This is a genomic window from Streptomyces sp. NPDC051214 (assembly GCF_040682375.1).
Lineage (GTDB): Bacteria > Actinomycetota > Actinomycetes > Streptomycetales > Streptomycetaceae > Streptomyces.
The window spans coordinates 142085-167367 of record NZ_JBFBAT010000010.1; the positions used below are offsets into that span (position 1 = coordinate 142085).

Below are 25283 nucleotides of genomic sequence, written 5' to 3' on the forward strand. Positions count from 1 at the left end.
CAAGCCCTCAGCGATCCCGAAGGAACACAAAGACCCGAGAGTCCCGTCCGGGTGAGGAGTCCACATGACCGGCACCACCGCACTCACCGAAGCGACCGCCACCCCCTGGGAGGACCTGGTCACCGCCGCGCTCCTCGGCACCGACCGCCGCACACCCCCCGTACGCGCCCAGGACAAGGACGCACCGACCGCCCTCCTTGACGCGGCCGCGGTGCAGACCGTGCGGCGCAGAGCCGGGCTTTCCCCCGCGCCCGCGGCCACACCTTCCGAGCCCGCCGCGGACGACCCGAGGCCCCTGGTGCCGCCGGCGGCACGGCGCAGGCTCGCCACTCTGCTCACCGATCACCCCGGGGCGGGCGGCGGCGGGCGCCGGGGCGCGGTGCCCGACCTGATGGAACTGCTGCCCCAGTGGCTGGCGTTGGCCAACAACCGTGGCTTCGCGGCGCCCCCCGAGCTGCTTCCCGCCCTCCTGAACGCGGCCCGCGGGCGCACCGACCTTCGCCCCCAGGCCCTCGCCTTCGCGGGGCCGCGGGCGCTGTGGCTCGCCCGGCTCAACCCGGACTGGAAGTTCGCGCTCCGTTCGACTCCGGGCGGCGGTGTGGCGCTGCCCGCCCCGGAGGAGACAGCACAGGTGCAACAGCTCTGGGAGGAGGGTCTGTTCGCCGAACGGGTCGCCCTGCTCGGCGCCGTGCGAGCGCACGACCCGGCCGCCGCGCGAGACCTGCTCGCCTCCACCTGGAGCACGGAGCGTGCGGAGGACCGCCTGATGTTTCTCGACTCCCTGCGCACCCATCTGAACGACGCGGACGAGCCGTTCCTGGAACAGGCCCTCACCGACCGCAGCCGCAACGTCCGCGCCACCGCGGCCGAGCTCCTCTCCGCGCTTCCCTCGTCGGCTCTCGCCGCACGGATGGCGGACCGGGCGGCGTCCTGCGTGGCCATAGACCATGCGCAGGGTACGAAGAACGAGCCGACGCTCACCGTCGAGTCGCCGCACGAGTGCGACGCGGGCATGGAGCGCGACGGCGTCATCCCGCAGCCACCGGCGGGCCGGGGCGAACGGTCGTGGTGGCTCGGTCAGTTGGTGGAGGCGGCCCCGCTCGGCATCTGGCAGGAACGGCTCGGCGGCCGTTCCCCCGCCGAGATCGTGGCGCTTCCCGTGGCCGACGACTGGCAGAGCGAGCTGCACGCCGCGTGGTGCCGCGCGGCCGTGCGGCAGCGCGACGCGATGTGGTCCCGTGCGCTGCTCGGGGCCCCCTCGTCCCCCGACGCGGCGGGGCCCGGCGCGGTCTCGCTCGCCGAGCGCGCGAAGCTCCTCGCCGCGTTGCCGGCCGGGGAGCGGGCCGAGTGGGTCGCCGGGTTCATCGCGACGCACGGCCTCTCGGAGGCGTTCCAGCTGCTCGGCGTCTGCGCGCTGCCCTGGTCGGAGCCCCTGGGCCGGGCGGTGGTGGACGCGCTGAACATCGCGCGGGACGCGGGGAGTTACCCGTGGAGCTTCAGCGGGGTGATGGGTCTGGCGGAGCGCTGCCTCGACCCGGCGGAGGCGGTCCGGCTCGACGTACTGACGGCGGTACCGGACGAGCCGGAGGACGCGTCACCCGGCGCGGGCGGCTACTGGTCGGAGGCTTTCCAGCGGCTTGTCAGTACGTTGCGTCTACGCGCGGCGATGCGGGCGGAGCTGGGCGCGGAGCCGGTCGGGCCGGGTGCGGAGCCGGTCAGGCCGGGCGCGGAGCCGGTGAAGCCGGGCTCGGCGCCGGAAGATCCGGGGGTGCCGTCATCTTAGGCACCCCCATCAAGAGGCCGGGCGACGGACCGATCACGAGGCCCAGGCGGCCGGGCGTCCCCACTCCGGCACGGTGGCCGTCAGGCGCCTGCCGGCTGACGGACGTTCGCCCGTACCCAGTCCACGATCGAAGCCGTGGTGGCCCCGGGAGTGAAGATCTCCGCGACGCCCTTCTCCTTGAGCGGCGCGATGTCCGCCTCGGGGATGATGCCGCCGCCGAACACCTTGATGTCCTCGGCGTCGCGCTCCTTGAGGAGTTCGATCACGCGCGCGAAGAGCGTGTTGTGGGCGCCGGAGAGGATGGACAGGCCGATCGCGTCGGCGTCCTCCTGGATCGCGGTGTCCACGACCTGCTCGGGCGTCTGATGCAGGCCGGTGTAGATGACCTCCATACCCGCGTCACGCAGTGCCCTCGCGATCACCTTGGCTCCGCGATCATGACCGTCGAGACCCGGTTTGGCCACCACCACGCGGATCGGTCCGGCTGCCACACCCATCACTGCCTCCATGTACCGATATCCATCTGTCCAAGCACTGGCACCCCGTGCCGCACGGGCCGGGGAAGTGAACGAACGTTATCCCCAGCATCTCGCACCCGGCAGTTTCACGGTGGAGAGCGAGGGGGAAATCACACGAAGGGACACGTTCGCTGCGCGCCACTCCCGTGTCCAGCGGCTTTGGGACCGCCCATGGGACGGCGCAAGGGGAGCCGCAACGAGGTCGCCGTGCCACCGCGCCGTCCGCTGCGCGCCGTGGTGATGCGGCGGATCGGCGATCGCGCCGGTACAGGGTGCGCCGTCGGCGCTGACCACGTACCGCCGTACGACCTCTGCCACGCCTCCCCACTATGGGCACACGGGGGTCAGAGCCGTCCCCCGGCGTGCCGACCGGGAGGTCGACCATGACCATCACGAGGGTCCTGCCCTTTCGCCCGCCCTGTTCTCTGCTGCCCGCCAGACTGGCGGGGCTCTCCATCGCCCTGCTGAAGGCGACCGCACTGGAGGTGGCGATCCTCGCCGGGCATCTCCTCCTCTACCCGTCGGGCATCGCACAGGAACGCAGGATCGCCGCCGAGCTGCCGCCTCCCGACGCCCCCCGGCTCCCCGCGGAGAGCCGCCCGCCGGTCGTCCTCCTGCACGGCTTCATCGACAACCGCTCGGTCTTCGTCCTCCTGCGCCGCTCCCTGGCCCAGCACGGCGGTCAGCACGTGGAGTCCCTCAACTACTCCCCTCTCACCTGCGACATCCGCACCGCCGCCGAGCTGCTCGGCCGCCACATAGAGGAGATCTGCGAGCGCACGGGCCACCACCAGGTGGACATCGTCGGGCACAGCCTCGGCGGCCTCATAGCTCGCTATTACGCGCAGCGTCTGGGCGGCGACGAGCGCGTTCGCACACTGGTCACCCTCGGTACCCCGCACGAGGGAACGCGCGTCGTGCCGTTCGCCGACGCGCACCCGATCGTGCGCCAGATGCGCCCCGGATCGGACGTGATCGAGGAGCTGCGGGAGCCCGCACCGGGCTGCCGGACCCGTTTCGTGAGCTTCTGGAGCGACTTGGACCAGCTGATGGCCCCGCTCGAGACGGCCTGCGTCAACCACCCCGACCTGATCGCCCAGAACGTACGTGTCTCCGGTATCGGTCATCTCGCCCTGCCCGTGCACCCCGCGGTCGCCTCCGGAATCCGTCAGGCCCTCGACCTGGCTGCTCCGGGGACCCCCGCGAAGGGCGCCGAGAACGGACTCACCGTGGCCTGAGGAGCAGCTCGCGCACCCCGCGGCGAGGGAAAATTGTCGAACGGAGCTCGAACGCAAGGCCAAAGCTGTGCCCGCCGACCGCCGAAAGGCGGCCGAATGCCCGTTTCCTGAGAGCACGAAACCTGCCGAAGATTGTCGTGCCCGCATACCGCCGGGTACAGTCGCCGCACTGCTCTGCCCCCTGCTGCCGAGGCGAAAGAGAAGTTGGTGAACGACCGTCACCCGTCGGGGAGCTCGACACCCCCGGCCTCGGCACCCGCCGACCATGCGCCCTACGCGGCGTATGACCCGCAGAGCACCCAGCACGGCGCCTACACCGGGTACGACAGCTACTCCACCGGAAGCTTCGACACCACGGGCAGCTATGCGGCGGCCGGTCACGACACCGGAAGCTTTGCGTCCGACCCGCTCTTCGGCGACATGCCCGGCAGTTCGTACGACACCGGCCAGTGGTCCACCACGGGAACCCAACAGACGCTGAACCACGACCCGTACGCCGCGCAGCACCAAGCCGCGTACGACACCGGTGGGTACGAGAACGGCGGCTACGACACCGGTGGTTACGACACCGGCGCCATGTGGTCGACCGGCGGCCACCAGCACCTCTCCGCCGACATCCCGGCGCAGCAACCGGGTCCCGAGGCCACGGGCCAGTGGGACACGGGCACCTGGGACCAGCCGCAGCAGACCGGCCAGTGGGAGACCCAGGCCTTCGACACCGGCGCCTACGACGCGACCGCGTGGAACTCCGCCGGCCAGGACATGACGTACGGGGCCACCGCGACGCACGAGGCGCACGGCACGCCCGAGACACTTGAGGCGCACGGCACGTACGAGCCCCAGGACACGCCCGGAGCGCCCGACACGTACGAGGCCCCCGAACCGTACGAGCATTCGCCTTACGACACCGGGTCCTACGCCACCGCGTCGTACGACTCCGGCTTTCTCTCCGCCGACACCTACGACCAACAGGTTCCCGCCGAGCACGAGTTCACACCCGACGAGGCTCCCGCCGATTCACTCGGCCCGGTCGAGCCGACCCGCAGGGTTTCCGCGGGTGACGACGAGCCGCCGCTCATGGACCGTGCGCACGGCTCCCGTTCCCGGGCCCGCCGCCGCTCCCCCGCCAAGCGCTCCGCGCTCTTCACCGTCGCCGTGCCCTCCGCCTGCGTGATGGGCGTCGCGGGTATCGCCGCGGCCTCCGTGGGCAACTTCGGCGGCGACGACGGCAAGGAGACGCAGGCGGCAACGGCCCCGGACCCCGCGTCGGTGCAGCCGTCCGCCGCCAACAACAAGCTCGACACGCAGCTGGCGAACCTCTCGGCGGACGCCGGTGACTTCGCCGACCGCGCGAGCCGCACGCAGGAACGTATCGACCTCAAGGCGGAGAAGGTCGCCGCCCAGAAGAAGGCCGCCGAGGAAGCCGCGCGCAAGGAGCGCCTGCGCCCGAAGTTCTCGCTGCCGGTGAAGCAGCACGGTCTGAGCGCGTACTACGGGCAGGCCGGCGTCAACTGGATGTCCGCGCACTCCGGGATCGACTTCCCGGTGTCGTACGGCACCGAGGTGCTCGCCGCCACCGACGGCACGGTCTCCACGAAGTGGAACAGCGCCTACGGCAACATGGCGATCGTGACCGCCAAGGACGGCACGGAGACGTGGTACTGCCACCTCTCCACGCACAAGATCTCCAGCGGCCCCGTGAAGGCGGGCGACCCCATCGCCTTCTCCGGGAACTCCGGCAACTCCACGGGCCCGCACCTGCACTTCGAGGTGCGTCCCGCGGGCGGCTCGGCCATCGACCCGCTGCCGTGGCTGCGCAGCCACAACCTCGACCCGACGTAACTCCGGCCGCCCCCGCGGCCCTGGGGGCGCTAGAGCTTCTCCACCGGTGCGTACCGCAGGAGGAGCCGCTTCGGCTTCGGCTCTCCGAAGTCCACCGTCGCCTCGGCGTTCGCGCCCGTCCCCTTCACGCCGACCACGGTCCCGAGGCCGAACTGGTCGTGCGTGACCCGGTCCCCGACCGCGAGCGCGACCACCGGCTTCTCCGACGCGCGGCGCGTGGCGAAGCCCTGGGCGCCGCCGGTCCGCGAGCGCGACGACGACAAGGAGGAGGCGATCCCGGCCGCGGGGCCGGACGTCGCCGGCGCGCCGACGGAACCCTTGCGCTTCCAGTCCAGGTGCGCCTCCGGGATCTCCTCCAGGAAGCGTGAGGGCGGGTTGTACGAAGGCTGTCCCCAGGCGCTGCGCATCGAGGACCGCGTCAGATAGAGCCGCTCACGCGCGCGCGTGATGCCCACGTACGCGAGGCGGCGCTCCTCCTCCAGCTCCTTGACCTGGCCGAGGGAGCGCATGTGCGGGAAGACGCCGTCCTCCATGCCGGTCAGGAAGACGACGGGGAACTCCAGGCCCTTGGCGGTGTGCAGCGTCATCAGCGTGATGACTCCGGAGCCGTCGTCCTCCTCGTCCGGGATCTGGTCCGAGTCGGCGACGAGCGCGACCCTCTCCAGGAACTCCGAGAGCGTGCCGGACACACCGGTGCCCGCGGCCTCCTCCCCCTCGGTCTCGCCTTCCCCTTCGCCTTCCCCTTCGCTTTCGCCTTCAGCGGCGGCCGTGCCGCTGTCCTGCTCGAACTCCAGGGCCACGGCGGCGAGTTCCTGGAGGTTCTCGATACGTGTCTCGTCCTGCGGGTCGGTCGAGGCCTGCAGCTCGGCGAGGTACCCGGTGCGCTCGAGGACGGCCTCCAGGACGACGGCGGGTCCCGCGCCGGACTCGACGATGGTCCGCAGCTCCTCCATCAGCACGTTGAAACGCTTGACGGCGTTGGCCGAGCGGGCCGCCATCCCGTACGCCTCGTCGACGCGCTTCAGGGCCTGCGGGAAGGAGATCTTCTCGCGCTGCGAGAGCGCGTCGATCATCGCCTCCGCGCGGTCGCCGATGCCCCTCTTGGGCACGTTCAGAATGCGCCGCAGCGGGACGGAGTCCTCCGGGTTGGCGAGCACCCGCAGATACGCGAGGACGTCCCGGACCTCCTTGCGCTCGTAGAAGCGCACGCCGCCGACGACCTTGTAGGGCAGGCCGACGCGGATGAAGATCTCTTCGAAGACACGCGACTGCGCGTTCGTCCGGTAGAAGATCGCGACGTCGCCCGCCTTCGCGTCGCCCGCGTCGGTGAGCCGGTCGATCTCGTCGGCGACGAACTGCGCCTCGTCGTGCTCGGTGTCCGCGACGTAGCCGATGATGCCCGCGCCCGCGCCCGCGTTGGTCCACAGGTTCTTGGGGCGGCGGCTTTCGTTGCGCTCGATGACGGCGTTGGCGGCGGTCAGGATCGTCTGCGTGGAGCGGTAGTTCTGCTCCAGGAGGATCGTGGTCGCGTCCGGGTAGTCCTCCTCGAACTGGAGGATGTTGCGGATCGTCGCGCCGCGGAAGGCGTAGATCGACTGGTCCGCGTCACCCACGACACACAGCTCGGCGGGGTCGTCGTCCTCGCCTCCGGAGGGGCCCACCAGCTCGCGCACCAGGGCGTACTGCGCGTGGTTGGTGTCCTGGTATTCGTCGACCATCACGTGGCGGAAGCGGCGGCGGTAGTGCTCGGCGACGTCCGGGAACGCACGGAACATGTGGACCGTCGTCATGATCAGGTCGTCGAAGTCGAGGGCGTTCGCCTCGCGCAGCCGCGACTGGTACATCGCGTACGCCTGGGCGAGCGTCTTCTCGAAGCCGTCGGCGGCCTGACCAGCGAAGGTCTCCTCGTCGATCAGCTCGTTCTTCAAATTCGAGATCTTGGCGCTGAAGGACTTCGGCGGGAACTTCTTCGGGTCGATGTCCAGGTCGCGGCAGACCAGCGCCATCAGCCGCTTGGAGTCGGCGGCGTCGTAGATCGAGAAGGAGGAGGTGAAGCCGAGCTTCTTCGACTCACGGCGCAGGATGCGCACGCACGCGCTGTGGAACGTCGACACCCACATCGCGTTCGCCCGCGGCCCGACGAGCTGCTCGACGCGCTCCTTCATCTCGCCCGCGGCCTTGTTCGTGAACGTGATCGCCAGGATCTGCCCCGGGTGCACGTGCCGCTCGGCCAGGAGATACGCGATGCGGTGCGTCAGGACCCGGGTCTTGCCGGAGCCCGCGCCCGCGACGATGAGCAGCGGGGAGTCCGCGTGCACGACGGCCGCGCGCTGGTTCTCGTTCAGCCCGTCGAGCAGGGCCGCCGGGTCGATCACGGGGCGCGGGGCGCCGCCGCGGTAGTGCGCGTCCCGGGGCGTGGGCGCGTCGAACTTCCCGTCGAACAGATCGTCCGGAACGGATTCCGGGGCACTGTCCTCGGGCGGCGGCGGGGGCTCCTCCTCGGAAGCCCGCGAGGGCTGGAGGTCCGCCAGGAAGCTGTCATCAAAGAGGCTGCTCATCGCCTCCCGAGTCTAGGCGGCCCCACTGACAACCCGCCCCGGGTTCCGGCCAGGTCCCCCCGCATACGGCCGGCACACGGCCTGCCCGCGAATCGTCACGTTCCGCGACGGCGCCGCGTGTCCGCGTCAAGGGCTTCGCAAAGTAACGAAAACGTATCGGGCATATCGAACATCAACCTTCACACGGACCACACGAGTTGGCTACCGTGCTCCGCGGGCTGCTCGTACTCCCACCGGCGAACCCCGCCGGGAACGGGTGGCCTCCGCCGAGTTCGATCTCCTCGGAGCCGGGGACCCACGATGAACTTGGGGTGAATCGGTCCCGTACGCAGTACGGGACCGTAGGGCAACCTTCCGGAACCACCCGCCCGAACCCGACAGCTAACCCGGTAGGCGGTCTACGGAAGGAGTCGCCTCCCTTGGCGTCGCACCGCAAGCCGCGGGCCCGCATCACCGGCCTACGCACCGCTCCGGCCCTCGGCATCACGACGGCAGCCCTCACCTCCGTGGCCCTCCTGTCACAGAGCGCGCAGGCGGCACCGTCAGCGCCCCAGAAGCCCAGCCTCGAAGAAGTACAGAAGAAGGTCGACGACCTCTACCAGCAGGCGGGCGTGGCCACCCAGAAGTACAACTCGGTCAAGGAGCGCACCGACAAGCAGCGCAAGAAGGTCGACACCCTTCTCGACGACGTGGCCGAGCGCGCCGACAAGCTGAACGAGGCCCGCCGGCAGCTGGGCACGTTCGCCGCGGCCCAGTACCGCACCGGCGGCGTCTCCGAGACCGCCACGATGATGCTCGCCGACGACCCGCAGGGGTACTTCGACCAGAACCACCTGTCGGACCGGCTGACCGCACGCCAGAAGAAGGCGGTCGACGACTACCAGACGCAGCAGGCCTCGGCCACGAAGCAGCGCACGAAGGCCGCCAAGAGCCTGGAGACACTCAGCGACTCACGGGACGACCTGCGGACGAGCAAGCAGACCGTCCAGAAGAAGCTGGGCGAGGCGCGCACGCTGCTCTCGGAGCTGACGGCCGAGGAGAAGGCACGGCTCGCGGCGATCGAGAAGAAGAAGGAAGAAGAGGCCAAGCGCAAGGCCGCCGAGCTGGCGCGCAAGCAGGAGGCCAAGCGCAAGGCGGCGGAAGAGGCCGCGGCCAAGGAGCGCGAGAAGGAAACCCCGGACGCGGGAACGGGCACGGGCGCCGGCTCGGGTTCCGACACCGGCACGGGTGCCGGCTCCGGCTCCGGCGGCACGGACAGTGGCTACGCGACGAAGGCCGCGAAGGTGATCAACTTCGCCGAGGCCCAGATCGGCAAGCCGTATGTGTGGGGCGCGACCGGTCCCGACTCCTACGACTGCTCCGGGCTCACCCAGGACGCGTGGAAGGCCGCGGGGATCTCCCTGCCGCGTACGACGTGGGACCAGGTGAAGGTCGGCACGACCGTGAAAACGGCCGACGCCAAGCCCGGTGACCTGGTGTTCTTCTACGACGACATCAGCCACGTCGGGATCTACATCGGCGACGGCAAGATGATCCACGCCCCGAAGCCGGGTGCGAACGTCCGCGTCGAGTCGATCTACTACATGCCGATCCACAGTGTGGTGCGGCCCGCCTGAGCACTCGCCCAGGAACCCACTACGCGCGCGTGGCCCGCATTCCCGGGGGGATGCGGGCCACGCGCGCGTGGTGGGTCGGTCGGATGCGCGGACTCAGGTCCACAGCACCGCGATGAAGATGTTCGCGACGGTCAGCAGGCCGACGGCGCCGAACATCCCCTTGTCCACCTTCTCGTCGTCCCGTTTCACGTAGACCAGCGCGAGGATCACGATCAGGACGGCCATCTTGATGCCGATCTTGACGTTGTTGACGGGGTTGTCGTCCGCCTGGTTGAGGCCCACCAGGATCACGCCCGTGACGAGCATCGTGAGCGCGCCGTGCAGCATCGCGGGGCTGAAGCGGGCCGTGCCCTGACCCATCTGCTTCATCTGGGTGAGGAAGCCGCCCAGGAGGGAGGCGATGCCGATGATGTGCAGGCCGACGAAGAGATGGGTGAGAACGTCCATGGTTCCGGAGCCTAACCGGGGCCATATCACCGCTCCGTAGCCAGGTGGGCCCCTAGGGCCGCATCGATCACGCGTGTCTCCGAAGGGGCCCGGTCCGGCAGATCGCGCGGTCACTTGAGGTCACCGAAGGCCACACTTCCGTCAGTTGCGCACAATCCGTCACCAACCCGTGACAGTCAGGTTTAGCGTCCTTCGTCAGGTGACTGGCTCCCCACCGCCGCCCGGACCCGGGGCGGCAGTCGGCCACCCCCGCCGAGAATCCGGCGGCGGCCCGCTCCCCCTGTGCGGGCCGTCGCCGGAACCTTAAGGAGCCCCCCCTTCGTGGCAGCGCACCGCAAGCCGAAACAGCGCTCGCTCAGTGGCCATACGGCCCGTACCGCCGCCACCATCGCCCTCGCGGGAGCCGCCACGGCCACCGCCTTCGACGGCACGGGACACGCGGACCCACGGCTCAGCCCGGCCGAGGTGAAGTCCAAGGTCGACGCCCTCTACCGCGAGGCCGAGATCGCCACCGAGAAGTACAACGGCGCCAAGGAGAAGGCCGAGGGCGCCGAGAAGTCTTTGCGCGAGCTGCGTGACGAGGCCGCCCGCAAGACGGAGAAGCTCAACTCGGCGCGCGAAGGGCTCGGTTCGATCGCCGCCGCGCAGTACCGCAGCGGTGGCATCGACCCCGCCGTCCAGCTCGCGCTCTCCTCCGACCCCGACCAGTACCTCGAGCGCGCCGCCATCGCCGACCGCGCGGACAACCGCCAGGCGGCGGCCGTCACCGGCGTGCGGAAGCAGCTTCGCGAGATCGACCAGCTGCGCACCGAGGCCGACGGCACCCTCGCGCACCTCAAGTCCCGCCAGGCGGAGCTGAAAAAGCACAAGAAGACGGTCAACGGAAAGCTCGGCGCGGCCAAGCGGCTCCTGTCCCAGCTCACCGCCGACCAGCGCGCGGAGCTCGCGGGCGAGGACAGGGCGTCGCGTGACGCGGGCCGTGACGGCCTCGGGGGAGCCCCGGGCAAGGCACCCAACGCCCGCGCCTCGGCGGCCGTCTCGTACGCCTACAAGGCCCTCGGCAGCCCCTATGTGTGGGGAGCCACCGGCCCCGACGCCTTCGACTGCTCGGGGCTCACGCAGGCCGCCTACCGGTCGGCGGGCGTCGGCCTGCCGCGCACGACGTACGCGCAGATCGCCGCGGGCGAGCGTGTCCCGCGCTCCCAACTCCAGCCGGGCGACCTGGTCTTCTTCTACCAGGGCATCAGCCACGTGGGCCTCTATGTGGGCAACGGCCAGATGATCCACGCCCCGAATCCGAGCGCGCCGGTCCGCCTCGCACCGATCAGCCAGATGCCGTTCGCGGGGGCGACGCGCGTGGCGTGAGGGGCATAGGGGGCTGCAGAGCCTCCCCCGAGGCCGCGCGGGTCCGCCGGTACTGTCAGGGCCATGACCCGCCGTACGCTGCCGCCGCCTCCGCCACCCGCCCATCTGCGCACCTGGCCAGACCGGAACGCACTGCTGTACGACCGCGGCATGGCCCTGGAGGACCTGCGCCGACGAAGCCTGGGCGTGCACCGCCTGCTGCTGCTCTGGCTGTTGGCGCTCGGCTGCGTCATCGGCTGGGCGCTCTTGGCGGTGCCGCTCGAGATGATCGAGGACCACGATCCGATGGCCTTCGTGATGGGTCCGATCTGCGCGGTCCTGGGCCTCGGGGCCATCGCTCCCTCGGTCGTGGGCGTCGTCATCGGCGTCCGCAACGACCGCAAGCTCCGTGAACTCACCGACAGCTGGCTGGCTCTGGACAGCGATCCGGCGTCGGACTCCGCTCTGCGCTCTCCCGCCCTCAGCCTCTGCTGGCTCCTCTCGTCCCTCGCCGTGTGCGCGCTCGGCCTGTGGGCGTCCTTCGCGGCCGCCGCCTACGCCGAGCCCGGCAGGGACTCGTACAGCGACGTCGCGCTCGGCATGGGGGCGGGCCTCATCGCGTGGCTGACGGGCCTCATCGGCATCACCAAAGCCGTGGGCCACTACCGCTGGGCGCTACGGAAGTTGGGCCCCGCCCCGGTGGCGAGCGGCGCGCACCGCTGAGCCGGGGGCGGGCCGAAGCCTGGGGCCCGTCCGAGGGTCAGACCAGCCGCCGTGCCGTCGCCCATCTGGTCAGCTCGTGACGGTTGGACAGCTGGAGCTTCCTCAGCACCGCCGACACATGTGATTCGACCGTCTTGACGGAGATGAACAGCTGCTTGGCGATCTCCTTGTACGCGTACCCCCGCGCGATGAGCCGCAGCACCTCCCGCTCGCGCTGCGTCAGGCGGTCCAGGTCCTCGTCGACCGGGGGCGCGTCGGTCGACGCGAAGGCGTCGAGGACGAACCCGGCAAGGCGCGGCGAGAACACCGCGTCGCCGTCCTGCACCCGGAAGATGGAGTCGACCAGGTCGGTGCCGGTGATCGTCTTGGTGACATAACCGCGGGCGCCGCCGCGGATGACTCCGATGACATCCTCCGCGGCGTCCGAGACGGAGAGCGCGAGGAACCGCACGGGGCTCTCGGCGTCGGACATCAACGGCGCGCAGCGGCGCAGCACTTCGACGCCGCCGCCGCCCGGAAGGTGCACGTCCAGGAGCACGACCTCGGGGCGCGCGGTCGTGATCACCGTGACCGCCTGGTCGACGTCCGCGGCCTCTCCGACCACCTCGACGCCGGTGATCGCGGTCCTGCCGATCTCCGCCTGGACGCCCGTGCGGAACATCCGGTGGTCGTCGACGAGGACGACGCGCGCCCGGCGGCCCTCCGGGGCACCGCCCGCGGCGGCACCGGTCGCTTCGGCCGCGTCGGCCGTCGCATCGGCGGGCTGAGCCGACTCGGCCGCGCCCTCTGATCCGCCCCTGGGCCCCACGGGCTCGCTCGCGTCGCTCATGTCGTCGCCGTCCTCTCCATCTCCAGCTCGACTTCCGTGCCGCCCCCCGGCACCGCGCGCAGCCGCGCCGTGCCGCCGTTGCGCTGCATACGGCCGATGATCGATTCTCGTACGCCCATGCGGTCGTCCGGAACGGAATCAAGGTCGAACCCGGGGCCACGGTCCCGGACGGACACGAACACCGTCTCCCCCTCGACTTCGGCGAAGACCTGCACCGCACCGCCCTCGCCACCGTACTTGGCGGCGTTCACCATTGCTTCCCGCGCGGCCTGGGTCTGCGCCGTGAGGCGGTCGTCCAGCGGGCAGTCGCCGACTATGACGACCTCGATGGGGACGCCGTGCTTGTCCTCCACCTCCGCGGCGTCGCGGCGGACCGCTTCGGCGAGGGTGTCGGGCTCGTCCGCCTCGTCCTTGCCTGTGCCCTCGGGTTTGTAGAGCCATTGCCGCAGGTCACGCTCCTGGGCACGGGCCAGGCGGCGCACCTCCGAGGCATTCTCGGCGTTGCGCTGGATCAGGGTCAGGGTGTGCAGGACCGAGTCGTGCACATGGGCGGCCACCTCCGCCCGCTCCTGAGCGCGGATGCGCATCAGCCGCTCCTCGGAGAGGTCCTGCATCATGCGCACGAGATAGGGGCCGGCGAGCAGGGCGACGCCGACAAGGACGGCGAGCGCGGCCTGCAGCACGGAGCTGAGGTGCGAGGTGGAGCCCTGCAGCACGACGATGCCGGAGACACCGGCGCCGACCAGCAGCACTCCGGCCCCCGCGCGGGCGATGGTCAGGGTGCGCCTGCGCCGGCCGACGGCCATCCAGCGGGCCCGGCGGGCGTTGTCGGCCTGCCGCCAGACCAGGGCGACACCGGCGGCGACGAGCAGGGTCGGCCAGAGATAGGCCTTGGTCGAGTTGCCCAGGTCCACGTTCCCGACGAAGACCATGGCGACGATGACCATCGCGAGCAGCGCGACGAGCTGGCCCCTGTCCGGCTTGCGAGCCACGAGTCTGCGGCGCCCGTCGGGTGCCGTCTCGGATGTGACGGCCGAGGGCGGGCGCATCGCGTCGACCCCGCCGACGCCCAGCGGCACGAAGAACCAGAACGCCGCGTACAGCAGGCCGCCGAGCCCGTCCGCCATGAACAGGCCGACGAAGATCAGCCGCACCCAGACGACGGGCAGGCCGAGATGACCGGCGAGGCCGCGCGCGACACCGCCGAGCCAACGGCCGTCACCGCTGCGATAGAGCTTTCGCAGCGGCCGCTCGTCTTCGATGGATACTGCTGCGGCTTCCGGCATGTCTCCGATATTCACACGCGTACGCGGGCGCGGGCATCAGGGTCGACCCCCGAGACGTCCCTGATCTCCGACCCGGACGGGCAGGCCGCGGAGGTCAGGGCAGGGGTGTGTCAGGGACGATCTCAGGGTTCGGCCAGGGTTGTCCCGACTGCCGCGGCGGCCTCCGGCCCGTCACCATGGACACATGACAGACGAGCAGCCCGCCGGGTCGGGCCCGCAGGCCGCATCGCGCGATCCTCGTTTCGCCACGGCGCAGGAGCCGGGCGGGCCGATGGACGTCCTGGCCTTCCGCCGCGACCGCCGGCACAAGAAGCTGGGCGGCGTGTGCGCGGGGCTCGGCCGGCACTGCGACATGGATCCGGTGATCTTCCGGATCGGGCTCGCGCTCCTCTCTCTCACCAGCGGTCTCGGCCTTGTCTTCTACGGCTTCGCGTGGCTGTTCGTCCCCTTCGACGACGAGGAGGAGAACGAGGCGCGCAGGCTCCTCTCCGGCCGGGTGGACGGTCAGGCGCTGACGGCCGTGCTTTTCGCGCTCGTCGGCTGCGGCGTCTTCCTCTCCCTGCTGAACAACGGCGGGGCGCTCACCTTCGCGGCCGTCCTCGCCCTGCTCCTGGCGGGCGCGGGGTACTGGTCGCAGCAGCGCAGCACGACCGATCCCGATCCGGTGGCGGCTCAGGCCGTGGCGGACGCGCCGCCCGAGGCGAAGGCACCGCCGGTGGCAGGCGCTCCCTCGTGGTGGCGGGACCCGATCATCAAGGACGGCACGCACGACGGGATCTCGGGCTATTTCTGGGGGCCCCCGGGGCTGACCGTCGAGTACCAGCCCGATCCGCCGCACGGGCAGCCGCGGCAGCGCGCCCCCGAGCCCCCTCCCCAGCCCAAGCCGCGAGGCCCCCGCTGGATCGGCGGCCTCGTCTTCCTGGGAGCGCTGCTGGCCGGAGGCCTCGGCACCGGCCTCACCTGGCAGGAGCAGCCGCTCGGCACCAGTTTGCAGACCGGCCTCGCGCTCGCGCTCGGGGTGTTCGGCGCGGGCATCGCCGTCAGCGCCTTCCTCGGGCGCACCGGAGTGGGCTCGATCATCCTCGCGGTGATCACGGCGGGGCTGCTCGCGGGCTCGGCCGCCCTGCCCAAGGACATCAGCACCACCTGGGCGGAGACCGAGTGGATACCGACCGCGGCCGGGCAGGTCCAGCCGCAGTATGAGCTGGGGACAGGCATCGGCACGCTCGACCTGACCCGGGCCGGCCCCGGCAAGGGCCGGACCCTGACCACCGGCGCCGAGGTGGGGGCGGGTCAGCTGAAGGTGATCCTGCCGAAGGACAGCACGGTGAAACTGGACATCGAAGTGGGCGTCGGCGACATCCAGTTGCCGGACGACCGCAAGCAGGACGTGGACATCGCTCCGGGCAAGGAGAAGTCGGTGACGCTCAACCCGGTCGCGGGAAGCAAGGGCGGCGGCACGCTCGAGCTGCACGTCGAAGTGGGCATCGGACAGGTGGAGGTGACCCGTGCTACGCCATGAGTTCCATCCCGGCAAGCTGGTCCTTGGCCTGTTCCTGCTGATAGCGGCGATCGCCTACGCCGGCGACGCGGGCGGCATATGGGACACGCCGTGGTTCCTGGCCTTCCCGCTCCTGCTGGCGGGTCTGCTCCTCGGAGGCGCGGCGGCAGCGGTGTCGTACGGCATACGCGGCCGGCCCACGGCCCGTACGGCGGACCGGGGGGCCGACGGCTCCACGGACGCCTAGCCGTCCCGTCCGGTGGGTGGTCAGGCGAGGCCCGAGGCGTGCCTTCGCCGGTCGGCGATCATCGAGTCGACCGAGAAGACGGACGCCCCCGCGAGGATCAGCGGCAGCCAGGCCATCAGGTAGATCAGGTCGTTGCCGTAGTAGTAGGGCTCGGTGGACCAGCTCATGGTCAGCCAGAGGCTGAGCGAGATCAGCGCTCCGCCGAGCGCGGCGATCCGGGCGAACAGGCCGATGAGGGTGCCGATGCCGACGGCGAGTTCACCGAGGGCGATGGCGTAGCCGAAGCCGACCGGGCTCTTGAGGGCGAGGTCGACGAGTTCGGGGATGGCGGAGATGTCGCGGACGCTCTCCATCTGCTGGCCGATGGAGCCATCCCCGGCGGCGGACATGAAGGCGCTGTCGGTGATCTTGTCCAGGCCCGCGTAGATGAACGTGACGCCGAGGAAGATCCGGAGCGGCAGCAGGGCGTATCGGGAGGCGCTGTCCCGCCAGCCGCTGCTTCTGACGTAGCTGGTGTGGCTGTCGGTACGCATGCCGTGTGCCATCGCTCTCGCCGCCTCTCCCGTGACCCGCCTCGCCCATTGACCCGTCATCTGACGATACGTACGAAGAGGGGGCGCTGCTCAGTGGCTTGCACCGAATTCGCGATGTCCGGCCCGTGGCCGGGCCGTGTGACTCAGTCCGTGACGTCGATCGTGCAGCGGTTCGTCTCCACGCCCGCGGCCGTGATCACCTGGACGTCGACGCGTCCGGGCTCCACGTCCACCGGGACGGGGACGGTCAGGGAAGCGTCGGTCGGGTTGGTGAACCCGCCCGGCACGGGGACGAGCGGCACGTGGACGTGCACGGTCCCGATGCGGACGACCATCCGGGCGAGACGATCGGCGGTCTGCCCGCCCGGGGGCACGAAACCGGCGCCGCGGATCTCGATGTCGTCGCCCGTGCGGATGGGGGCGTCGAGATCGCCGGCCTCCCTGGCGCGCACCACGGAGAGGATCACGGGCCGGCCGCCCTCGGCGTACTTGCCCGCCAGGTATGTCGCCGCCGACACCAGGACCAGGAGGGCGAGGCCCCACGGCAGGTCGGGCAGCTGCTCGGGACGGCGCGCGAGGCGTACGGCGGCGAAGATCATCGCGACGGTGCTGACCAGGACGTACTGGGCGTCGGCGAAGCTGCCGCGGCCCGCGTCGTCGGTGAGCAGATCGGCGGCCCGGGGCCGGTCGGCGGGCACCTTCTGCAGCCGCTGGCCAAGAACGCGCAGACCGACCACGCGGCGTACGAGCACGGCGACCCCGCAGACCACCGCCAGGACGGTCACGGCACCGGCGGCGCGGGCGAGGTCGAGCCCGGCGATCAGCTCGTCCCGCTCCCGGTGGCCCGACGCCCCGGCGAGTTCACCGACGAGGACGAGGACGGCGAAGACAAGGAGGAGGACCCAACAGGCCGCCACGGCACGGGAGGTGGAGAGACGGTTGTCCTCACCGATCAGCGGGGCGAGGATGCCGCCGCGCGCTCGGTGCGCGTATCCGGCGCCGGTCAGCAGAGCGGCGACGACCGCGGCCGCGAGTACCCCTGCGGTCCGGGCCAGGGTCCACCCGGTGCCGATCGCGGTGAGCGCCTGGACCAGGAGCAGGACGCCCACGCCCGCCCAGACCACGGCGGCCGTGCGGCGCCAGAGATGGGCGAGCCAGGCCTGCCCCTCGGCCCTGCCGCGTTCGGCGACGGCGTGCGCGGACTGGGTCAGCTCGTCCGACACCCACTGCCGGGAAGCGCCCGCCGAGTGGGCGACCGCCGCGGGCAGCCCCTGTCCCGCCGCCAGCTCGTCGCGCTTGGCGAGGAACGCGGCCACGGCACGCCGATGCCCCTCACGCGCGCCGTGCGGGCAGTCGCCACATGTGCAGCCGCCCCCGTGTGCGCCGTCGCGCGCCTCCTGCACCGCCACCGCGTACGCCGCCTTCCCCACCCTGGTTCGAACCCCGAAACGTGAACTTCCTTGCGATGAAAGGGGATTGTGCCGTACTAGGAGACGATCAGCTTCCCTGGGTCAGGTCAGCGAGGGTGATTCACCCGGACGCGTGTTGACGGCGGGCTCAGGCCAGGAGATCGGGTTCGCTGCGGCTGATGTCCTGCCACAGCGACTGGTAGTTGATCCACGCCACGAGATCGCTGCCGAGTTGCTCGCGGGTCGCCACCGCCTGCTTGTGGCCGATGAGGATCGGGCGGCCCGCGGCGCGCGCGCTCAGCTGGACCTGGCAGGAGCGTTCCATCGTGAGGAACCACCAGGCAGCGGCGTCGACGGAGTCGCCGACAGTGAGCAGCCCGTGGTTGCGCAGGATGACGGCCTTGTGGTCGCCGAGCGCGGAGGCGATCCGCCGGCCCTCGTCCGAGTCCACGACGACGCCCGTGTAGCCGTCGTACAGCGCATGGCTCTCGTAGAAGGCGCAGGACTCCTGGGTGATCGGGTCGAGGAGCTCGCCGAGCGTGGACAGGGCCCGGCCGTGCAGCGAGTGGCAGTGCGCGACGGCGACGACGTCCGGCCGCGCCCGGTGCGCCTGCGCGTGCACGGTGAAGGCGGCCTGGTTGACGTGGTGACGCCCCTCGACGACCTGCCCCTCCGCGTTGGCGAGGACCAGATCGCCCACAGTGATGTGCTTGAAGGGCATCCCGAAGGGGTTCACCCAGAAACAGTCCTCGTGCTCCGGGTCCCGCGCCGTGATGTGCCCGGACACCCCGTCCTCGTACCCGAGCCGCCCGAAGATCCGCAGCGCTCCGGCGAGCCGTTCCTTGCGGTGGCGCCGTTCGTCCGCCGGCGAGTCGTGCACCGGCGGCATCGCGAACTGCAACCGCTCGACGGGTATCGGTGTGGGCGCCTGCATGTGTCCTCCATCCCTGGCTGTACGGAGCGGAAGTTACCGCCGGTCAGCGCAGGAAGACAGGGGCTCCCTGTGAAGAGAGTGCGCAATCGGGACGCGCGGCCGGGCGGAAATCGGTGCGTCATGCCGGACAGAAGGTGTCGGGTATCGGCGGGACACTCGCCGTATGACGACGAACTGGGCAGCCTTCAGCGCAGCAGAACCCACCTTCGCGCGGACCGCCGAGGAGCGGTTCGGCCTGTTCACGCACCACGTCCTCGCCACGCTCCGCAAGGACGGGTCGCCGCGCACCACCGGGCTCGAAGTCCGTTTCCTGCACGGGGAGTTGTGGCTCGGCATGATGCCGGGCTCGATGAAGGCGCTGGACCTGCGCCGCGATCCGCGCTTCTCGCTCCAGGCGAACCCGGGACCGGGCACGGAGATGGCGGGCGGCGACATCCGGATCTCTGGGCGGGCGATCGAGGTCAAGGACCCCGAGGTCGTCGCGCGGTACGCGGGCGAGGTGAACCCGCCGGACCCGGACGCGTTCCATCTCTTCCGTACGGAGCTCACGGAGGTGGTCCGGACGTACATCGAGGACGAGAAGTATCTGGCGGTGCAGCTGTGGAAGCCGGGCGGTCCCGCGCGGACGACCAGGCGGACCTGACACACGCGAACGGCGCCGCCCACCTCGGTGGACGGCGCCGTCTCAGCGCTGCGGGGCGACTTCCGCGGGAAGGACCGCGGGAAGGAACCCGGGGAGGACTACTCCCACTCGATGGTGCCCGGCGGCTTGCTCGTCACGTCGAGGACGACGCGGTTGACGTCGGCGACCTCGTTCGTGATGCGCGTCGAGATCTTCGCGAGGACGTCGTAGGGGAGACGCGACCAGTCGGCGGTCATGGCGTCCTCGGAGGAGACGGGACGCAGCACGATCGGGTGGCCGTAGGTCCGGCCGTCGCCCTGCACGCCCACGCTGCGCACGTCCGCGAGCAGCACCACGGGGCACTGCCAGATCTGCCGGTCGAGCCCGGCCGCCGTCAGCTCCTCGCGGGCGATCGCGTCGGCCTCGCGAAGCAGGTCGAGACGCTCCTTGGTGACGTCGCCGACGATGCGGATGCCGAGGCCGGGGCCCGGGAAGGGCTGGCGCTGGACGATCTCGTCCGGCAGACCGAGCTCCTGCCCGACCATCCGCACCTCGTCCTTGAAGAGCTGGCGCAGCGGCTCGATCAGCTGGAACTCGAGGTCCTCGGGGAGGCCGCCCACGTTGTGGTGGGACTTGATGTTCGCGGTGCCGGTGCCGCCGCCGGACTCGACGACGTCGGGGTAGAGCGTGCCCTGGACAAGGAACTCGACGGGCTGGTCGTTCGGCGCCTCGGCGATGATCTCCGCCTGGGCCTGCTCGAAGACGCGGATGAACTCGCGGCCGATGATCTTCCGCTTCTGCTCGGGGTCGGAGACCCCGGCCAGCGCGCTCAGGAAGCGCTCCTGCGCGTCGACGACCTTGAGCTGTACGCCCGTGGCCGCGACGAAGTCCTTCTCGACCTGCTCGGTCTCGCCCTTGCGCATCAGACCGTGGTCGACGTACACGCAGGTCAGCTGCGAACCGATGGCTTTCTGCACGAGGGCGGCGGCCACGGCGGAGTCGACGCCTCCGGAGAGGCCGCAGATCGCGCGCTTGTTGCCGACCTGCTCGCGGATCGCGGCGAGCTGCTCCTCGACGATGTTGCCGGTGGTCCAGTCGGGCTTCAGGCCGGCTCCCCGGTAGAGGAAGTGCTCCAGGACCTGCTGGCCGTGCGTGGAGTGCATCACCTCGGGGTGGTACTGCACGCCGTACAGCTTCTTCTCGTCGTTCTCGAAGGCCGCGACCGGCACGACGTCCGTGGACGCGGTGACGGTGAAGCCCTCGGGCGCCGCGCTGCACGCGTCGCCGTGCGACATCCACACGGGCTGCTCGGACGGGGTGCCCTCGAAGAGCGTCGAGCCGGGCTTGGAGACGGCCAGGGGCGTGCGGCCGTACTCCCGCGCGCCCGAGTTGTCGACGGTGCCGCCGAGGGTGATCGCCATCAGCTGGAAGCCGTAGCACATGCCGAAGACGGGGACTCCGGCCTCGAAGATCGCGCGGTCCAGACGCGGTGCCTCGTCCGCGTACACCGACGAGGGGCCGCCGGAGAGGATGATCGCGGCGGGGTTCTTGGCGAGCATCTCGGCGACCGGCATGGTGCTCGGCACGATCTCGCTGAACACCCGGGCCTCGCGGACGCGGCGGGCGATGAGCTGGGCGTACTGCGCTCCGAAGTCGACGACCAGAACGGTGTCGGGGGCGGCGGCAGCGGGGGACGCTGATGGCACGGCGGCGGCCTTCCGGCGTTGAGCGTGAGCTTGAGCGTGAGCTGGGGCTCGTGCGTGAGCAGGGGGTCTGTTTTGTCGATTCTAACGGGCCCGCGGACACCCCCTTGGTCACATCCGACAGAGCCCGCCCCACCGCGGGGTGCCGGACGAGGTGCGGGACGAGGTACCGGACGAGCGCCGGGCGGGATGCCGGCCGGCGCGCTGGGGCCCGGAGGGGGCGGGCGTCTCAGTATCCGAGCCGCGCCGGAGCCCGTGTTGACCGGGCACGCGCGCGTGGGGGCATACTGGCCCCGTGACCAAGCACCTCAGCTTCCTCTTTACCTATGGCAACCGGCCCGCCGGCTGCCATGGTCGAGCTGCTTGATCCACTGACAAGCGACTTCCCAGGCGCCCCGGGCCGACAAGGCCCGGGGCGTTCTGTCATTTCCGGACCTTGTCGCTCCGGGGCACTCCACCGAGATCCACATCCGATCAGGAGCCCCAGATGACCATCGCCACGACCGACAAGACCGGCGCCCGCACCCCCGAGGCCGCCGACGTGATCGAGGGCGCACGCGACCGCATCGACGCACTCGACGACCGCATCATCGGTCTCGTACAGGAACGGATGGCCGTCTCGGCCGTCATCCAGGAGGCCCGGATCGGTTCGGGCGGCCGCCGCGTGAACCTCTCCCGCGAGATGGAGGTCCTCGGCCACTACAGGGACGCGCTCGGCAAGCCCGGCACGTCGCTCGCGATGACGCTCCTCGAGCTGTGCAGGGGCCGGGTCTGAGCACCCCACGACGCAAGCCGGAGGCCCCCGGAACCCCACCGGATCTGAGTTCGGGTCCGCTCTCACCCGTACGGCGCGTGACCAGGCCCGGAGGGATTTCGTTGGTCCCGATGTCCGTGCCAGCCAGGGGCGGGCACGGAAAAACCACGCGTGGCTCCGCTGGAGCGATGAGGCGCACATCTCGTGTGCGCCGTGGGACCTCGCTCCAGAGACGTGACCGGACGGCAGGGGACAGCAGCCCGGTCACCCAGGGAACGGTCGGCTTCGGGGACGCCCGAAGCCGACCGGCCTCAGTCCCGAAAGCATCCCTCAGCCGTGAAGCCGTGTCTCCATGTCTCCAAGCCGTCCCCCCGGGTCCCCCAGCCCCCAGGTCCCTCAGCTTTCAGGCTCCTACGTCCCCCTGTGTAGACCCAGGTGTCCCAGTTCGTCCGGATCACGTCGAACCGGTTGCGCGGGTCACGGCGCATCCACCACGATGCGTAGCAGGCAGGCCGTTCGCGCGGTACTGCACAACTCCATTGCCATTGGTCGAGACCACTCGTGCGCCCCTCGTGCGCCGGGTAGGCCACCGGCGCGAATCAACCTTGCGGCGCACTCCCCCGGCGCCGCTCCGGGCACCGACGCTGCCCTGACGTCGGTGCTGACGGCCAAGGGCCCCGCGGTTCCGTCCCGCGGGGCCCTTAGCTTTGCGGTCGGCGCCCCCGACTCGCCTGTCCTGGTACTTCTGCGCCCACTTCTGCTTCCACTTCTCCTTCTACTTCTGCTTCTGCTTCGCCCCGGCCAGTTTCGCGAGCTGTGCCTCGACGATCGCGTCGGCCACCTTCGGGTCGCCGTCCTCGTCGGAGCGGGCCGACGTCGGGTCGAAGATGTTCGAGGCGCGGAAGGCGATGAGCGTCGAGCCGCTGCGTACGACCGTGACGCGGTCCCTGTGCAGGAACTCACCGGTCCGGCTCGCGAGCTTGTACGAGACGGCCTCATCGCCGTCGACCGGCCCAGGCTGCGGCCTGACACCGAAGTACCGACGGCCGCCGTCCCCGAACGTGGCGCACTTCTTCGCCTTCGTCGCCACGCGCAGGGTGTCCATGGTCTTCTCGGAGTCGGCCTGGCCGTACGCGAGGAGCACGACCTCGGTCGTCGTGGTGTCCGCGACGTCGGTGCTGGTCAGTGTGCGGCTGACGTGCGCCTTCGACGTCGCCGGAGCGGCAGCCGTGAGCATCTCGGCGAGCGGGCGGCACTCGGCCGGGTTCACGCGCCGGGCCGACGGCCGGGCCTTGTCCTTGGCCTCTCCCGGACCGGGCTCGACCTTGTACTTCTTCAGGTCGCCCGAGGCGAGGGCCGCCTTCTCCAGCTTCGCCGAGGCCGAAGCCGGGGTGGAGGCCGGGGTGGAGGCCGAGTCCGCCCTCCCTGGCTTCTCGCCCTTGCCCGCTCCATCCCCATCGCCACCGCTGCCGCCGCCACTGCACGCCGCCGTCAGGCCGAGTACCGCCACGGTCGAAACAGCCACCACGCCACGCGACACAGCTGACTTCACGTCCCCGCTCCCCCACTTTCGTACGCATCGTGCGGTGTCACCCGCCCCTGCGGAGTCACCCGCACCCCTCCTACGACGGAAGATCGTTACGAGCGGTTCCCCGCCCCGGGGCCCCACCCCGGGTTCTCGGGTTACTGCCAGATCCAGAATCGGAACGGGCTCAGGAGCACGATCGCCAGCGCCATGAAGCCCACCACGATCACCACGCTCCACACCCGGCGGCTGCGCTCCGAACGCCCGCCGCGCCGTGGCCCGGTCGGCGCGGCGCGCCACTCGTCCGGCCGCCACGCCCCGGCGGTGCCCTCTCCCCGCGCGGCCTTGCGCTTCCGGCGCCGACGGCCAAGGGCACGGGATTCCGCCGCCTGTCGGCGCGCTGCCTCCTCGTCGAGGCGCCGCAGCCGCTCGGCCACCATGCGCGCCCGCGCCGACGGCTCCTTCGGCGCCGAGGTGCGGATGTCGCGCAGACTGTCGCGCTCGAACCGCTCCCACACCTCGTCCGGTATGTGGTCCGGTATTCGGTCCGGTCTTTCGCCCTGCTCCCCCACGCCCGCCCCCTCCTGCTGCTTCCCCTGACCCCGACGATCACCGTCGAGCGGAGGAATTTCTACGGCACCGGGCAACAGACACACAAGCCATGTGATCCACACCACATAAGAATTCTGTGAGTTCGAGGACAACCATTCACAGGCGACGCAGGTCATGCATGCGTCACAACGGCCACACCCGCGTCCCCACCGCGGAGGCCTCCACCTCCGTACCGCCCGCCCGGTGGTACGCCGGACTCACTGAGGTCTTCATGAAGCTTCGCCGTGTCATGGCCGCCGCGGCCGCGACCGCCGCAATAGCCCCGATCGCGTTGCTGTCGGCCCCTGCCGCCTACGCGACCCCGGACACCACGCCGAGCCCCAGCGCGACGGCCACCGAGTCGGCCACGCCTCCGGCCTCGGGCACCCCGACCGAGACGCCGTCCACGACGCCGCCGCCGAGCCCGACGACCACCGCGCCGACCACGCCGGCGCCGGGCGGGACGCCCACCGACACGGCCAAGCCCTCGGAGACGGCCAAGCCGACCGAGGAGCCCACCGAGGAAGAGCCGACCGAGGAGCCCACGGACTGCCCGGTCGACGAGGACGGCGACGCCGACTCGAAGCTGGAGATCGGGCTCTCGGGCCTGCCCGGCAAGATCGTCGCGGGCAGCGGCTGGCACCAGTTCAAGCTGACGGCCTCCAACCCGAGCGACCAGGACCTCGGTGAGGTCCAGTGGCTCGCCATGGTGGACAACTACACCGAGAGCGAGAACGAGAAGGACTGGCTCGCCAACTACGCGCAGATCCAGTACTTCAACCCCGACACCAAGGCCTGGGAGTCCATCACGGACGAGGTCTCGGGCGGCTTCTACTTCGGCTCCACCCCGCTGGGCGCCAAGGAGAAGGTCGACATCAAGCTGCGCCTCAACGTCAGCGCCAAGGCCCCGGCCGGCGACGGCTACGCGCTCGGCCTCGGCGGTTACCTGGACTCCGAGGAGAACTGCGTGCGCAACGCGTTCTCCTTCTACGAGTTCACGGTCCTGAAGGCCGGCAGCGAGAACGAGAACCCGGGCGAGGCCGACGAGAACGAGGGCGGCAAGACGCCCAACGGTGGCAAGACGCCCGTGGGCGGCGCCAAGGAGATCCCGGTCACCGGCAACCTCGCCGAGACCGGCTCCAGCTCCATGCTGCCGACCATCGGCCTCGTCGGCGGTGTCGCCGTCATCGCCGGCGCGGGCGCGGTCTTCGTCGTCCGCCGCAAGAAGGCCGACGCCACCGCGTAAGCACCGGTATCGGCACGCCGCTCAGCGGCACCGA

Annotated in this window: 22 protein-coding genes and 1 riboswitch; of the genes, 11 read left to right on the forward strand and 11 right to left on the reverse strand. The window is 70.8% G+C overall.

The annotated features are described in order from the left end of the window. Positions 1-64: 64 nt before the first annotated feature. Entirely contained in the window at positions 65-1783 is a 1719-nt protein-coding gene (locus tag AB0M70_RS26420; RefSeq protein WP_365823428.1) for a DUF5691 domain-containing protein, read from the forward strand. A gap of 80 nt (positions 1784-1863) precedes the next feature. Here AB0M70_RS26420 and AB0M70_RS26425 read toward each other — a convergent pair whose 3' ends face one another. After that, positions 1864-2280, reverse strand: coding sequence for a cobalamin B12-binding domain-containing protein (locus AB0M70_RS26425; RefSeq protein ID WP_160506729.1), 417 nt, complete (start codon positions 2278-2280; stop codon positions 1864-1866). Positions 2281-2684: 404 nt separating this feature from the next. Here AB0M70_RS26425 and AB0M70_RS26430 point away from each other — a divergent pair, with 404 nt between their 5' ends. Both AB0M70_RS26430 and AB0M70_RS26435 read left to right on the forward strand, forming a co-directional pair. Next, positions 2685-3539 (forward strand): alpha/beta fold hydrolase, encoded by an 855-nt coding sequence (locus AB0M70_RS26430; protein WP_365823430.1) that lies wholly within the window; start codon positions 2685-2687, stop codon positions 3537-3539. Between the two features lie 207 nt (positions 3540-3746). Then, positions 3747-5381, forward strand: a complete 1635-nt coding sequence (locus AB0M70_RS26435) for a M23 family metallopeptidase (protein WP_365823432.1) — start codon at positions 3747-3749, stop codon at positions 5379-5381. 29 nt (positions 5382-5410) lie between these two features. Here AB0M70_RS26435 and pcrA read toward each other — a convergent pair whose 3' ends face one another. Continuing rightward, positions 5411-7939, reverse strand: a complete 2529-nt coding sequence (pcrA, locus tag AB0M70_RS26440) for a DNA helicase PcrA (RefSeq protein WP_365823434.1) — start codon at positions 7937-7939, stop codon at positions 5411-5413. A gap of 254 nt (positions 7940-8193) precedes the next feature. Beyond that, positions 8194-8351, forward strand: a riboswitch (cyclic di-AMP (ydaO/yuaA leader). A 7-nt stretch (positions 8352-8358) separates the two neighbouring features. On the opposite strand from pcrA, the gene AB0M70_RS26445 reads away from it, so the two are divergent. Next, entirely contained in the window at positions 8359-9555 is a 1197-nt protein-coding gene (locus tag AB0M70_RS26445) for an NlpC/P60 family protein (protein WP_365823436.1), read from the forward strand. Between the two features lie 93 nt (positions 9556-9648). Here AB0M70_RS26445 and AB0M70_RS26450 read toward each other — a convergent pair whose 3' ends face one another. Continuing rightward, positions 9649-10002 (reverse strand): hypothetical protein, encoded by a 354-nt coding sequence (locus AB0M70_RS26450; protein WP_365823438.1) that lies wholly within the window; start codon positions 10000-10002, stop codon positions 9649-9651. 321 nt (positions 10003-10323) lie between these two features. On the opposite strand from AB0M70_RS26450, the gene AB0M70_RS26455 reads away from it, so the two are divergent. Next, the gene (locus AB0M70_RS26455) at positions 10324-11367 is read left to right on the forward strand and encodes an NlpC/P60 family protein (protein WP_365823440.1); all 1044 of its coding nucleotides are present in this window, start codon (positions 10324-10326) and stop codon (positions 11365-11367) included. A gap of 63 nt (positions 11368-11430) precedes the next feature. Further along, positions 11431-12069, forward strand: a complete 639-nt coding sequence (locus AB0M70_RS26460) for a hypothetical protein (RefSeq protein ID WP_365823442.1) — start codon at positions 11431-11433, stop codon at positions 12067-12069. Between the two features lie 37 nt (positions 12070-12106). Here AB0M70_RS26460 and AB0M70_RS26465 read toward each other — a convergent pair whose 3' ends face one another. Beyond that, a complete protein-coding gene (locus AB0M70_RS26465; RefSeq protein WP_365823444.1) occupies positions 12107-12898 on the reverse strand; it encodes a response regulator transcription factor in 792 nt (263 codons plus the stop codon). Beyond that, positions 12895-14184, reverse strand: coding sequence for a PspC domain-containing protein (locus tag AB0M70_RS26470; RefSeq protein ID WP_365823446.1), 1290 nt, complete (start codon positions 14182-14184; stop codon positions 12895-12897). The genes AB0M70_RS26465 and AB0M70_RS26470 overlap by 4 nt, the downstream gene beginning before the upstream one ends. Positions 14185-14368: 184 nt before the next feature. Between AB0M70_RS26470 and AB0M70_RS26475 the strand changes: the two genes are divergently transcribed. Both AB0M70_RS26475 and AB0M70_RS26480 read left to right on the forward strand, forming a co-directional pair. Next, on the forward strand, positions 14369-15706 hold the full coding sequence (locus AB0M70_RS26475; protein ID WP_365823448.1) for a PspC domain-containing protein: 1338 nt from the start codon (positions 14369-14371) through the stop codon (positions 15704-15706). Further along, entirely contained in the window at positions 15693-15932 is a 240-nt protein-coding gene (locus tag AB0M70_RS26480) for a hypothetical protein (protein WP_365823450.1), read from the forward strand. The genes AB0M70_RS26475 and AB0M70_RS26480 overlap by 14 nt, the downstream gene beginning before the upstream one ends. Positions 15933-15952: 20 nt before the next feature. On the opposite strand, the gene AB0M70_RS26485 is transcribed toward AB0M70_RS26480, so the two are convergent. From AB0M70_RS26485 to AB0M70_RS26495, 3 genes are all read right to left on the reverse strand, one after another. After that, positions 15953-16477 (reverse strand): DoxX family protein, encoded by a 525-nt coding sequence (locus tag AB0M70_RS26485; RefSeq protein WP_365823452.1) that lies wholly within the window; start codon positions 16475-16477, stop codon positions 15953-15955. Between the two features lie 131 nt (positions 16478-16608). After that, on the reverse strand, positions 16609-17874 hold the full coding sequence (locus AB0M70_RS26490; protein WP_365823794.1) for a hypothetical protein: 1266 nt from the start codon (positions 17872-17874) through the stop codon (positions 16609-16611). A 148-nt stretch (positions 17875-18022) separates the two neighbouring features. Beyond that, positions 18023-18808, reverse strand: coding sequence for a class II aldolase/adducin family protein (locus AB0M70_RS26495; RefSeq protein WP_365823454.1), 786 nt, complete (start codon positions 18806-18808; stop codon positions 18023-18025). A 163-nt stretch (positions 18809-18971) separates the two neighbouring features. On the opposite strand from AB0M70_RS26495, the gene AB0M70_RS26500 reads away from it, so the two are divergent. Further along, complete coding sequence (locus AB0M70_RS26500) at positions 18972-19451, forward strand: pyridoxamine 5'-phosphate oxidase family protein (RefSeq protein WP_365823455.1); 480 nt, start codon at positions 18972-18974, stop codon at positions 19449-19451. Positions 19452-19549: 98 nt separating this feature from the next. On the opposite strand, the gene guaA is transcribed toward AB0M70_RS26500, so the two are convergent. Beyond that, entirely contained in the window at positions 19550-21136 is a 1587-nt protein-coding gene (gene guaA, locus AB0M70_RS26505) for a glutamine-hydrolyzing GMP synthase (protein WP_365823456.1), read from the reverse strand. Between the two features lie 433 nt (positions 21137-21569). On the opposite strand from guaA, the gene AB0M70_RS26510 reads away from it, so the two are divergent. Next, positions 21570-21908 carry a chorismate mutase gene (locus AB0M70_RS26510; protein WP_365823458.1) on the forward strand — a complete coding sequence of 113 codons (339 nt, stop codon included), beginning with the start codon at positions 21570-21572 and terminating at the stop codon, positions 21906-21908. A 754-nt stretch (positions 21909-22662) separates the two neighbouring features. Here the strand turns inward: AB0M70_RS26510 and AB0M70_RS26515 are convergent. Next, positions 22663-23439 (reverse strand): hypothetical protein, encoded by a 777-nt coding sequence (locus tag AB0M70_RS26515; RefSeq protein ID WP_365823460.1) that lies wholly within the window; start codon positions 23437-23439, stop codon positions 22663-22665. 131 nt (positions 23440-23570) lie between these two features. Next, positions 23571-23984 carry a hypothetical protein gene (locus AB0M70_RS26520; protein ID WP_365823462.1) on the reverse strand — a complete coding sequence of 138 codons (414 nt, stop codon included), beginning with the start codon at positions 23982-23984 and terminating at the stop codon, positions 23571-23573. 158 nt (positions 23985-24142) lie between these two features. Here AB0M70_RS26520 and AB0M70_RS26525 point away from each other — a divergent pair, with 158 nt between their 5' ends. Beyond that, complete coding sequence (locus AB0M70_RS26525) at positions 24143-25249, forward strand: LAETG motif-containing sortase-dependent surface protein (protein WP_365823464.1); 1107 nt, start codon at positions 24143-24145, stop codon at positions 25247-25249. Positions 25250-25283: the final 34 nt, after the last annotated feature.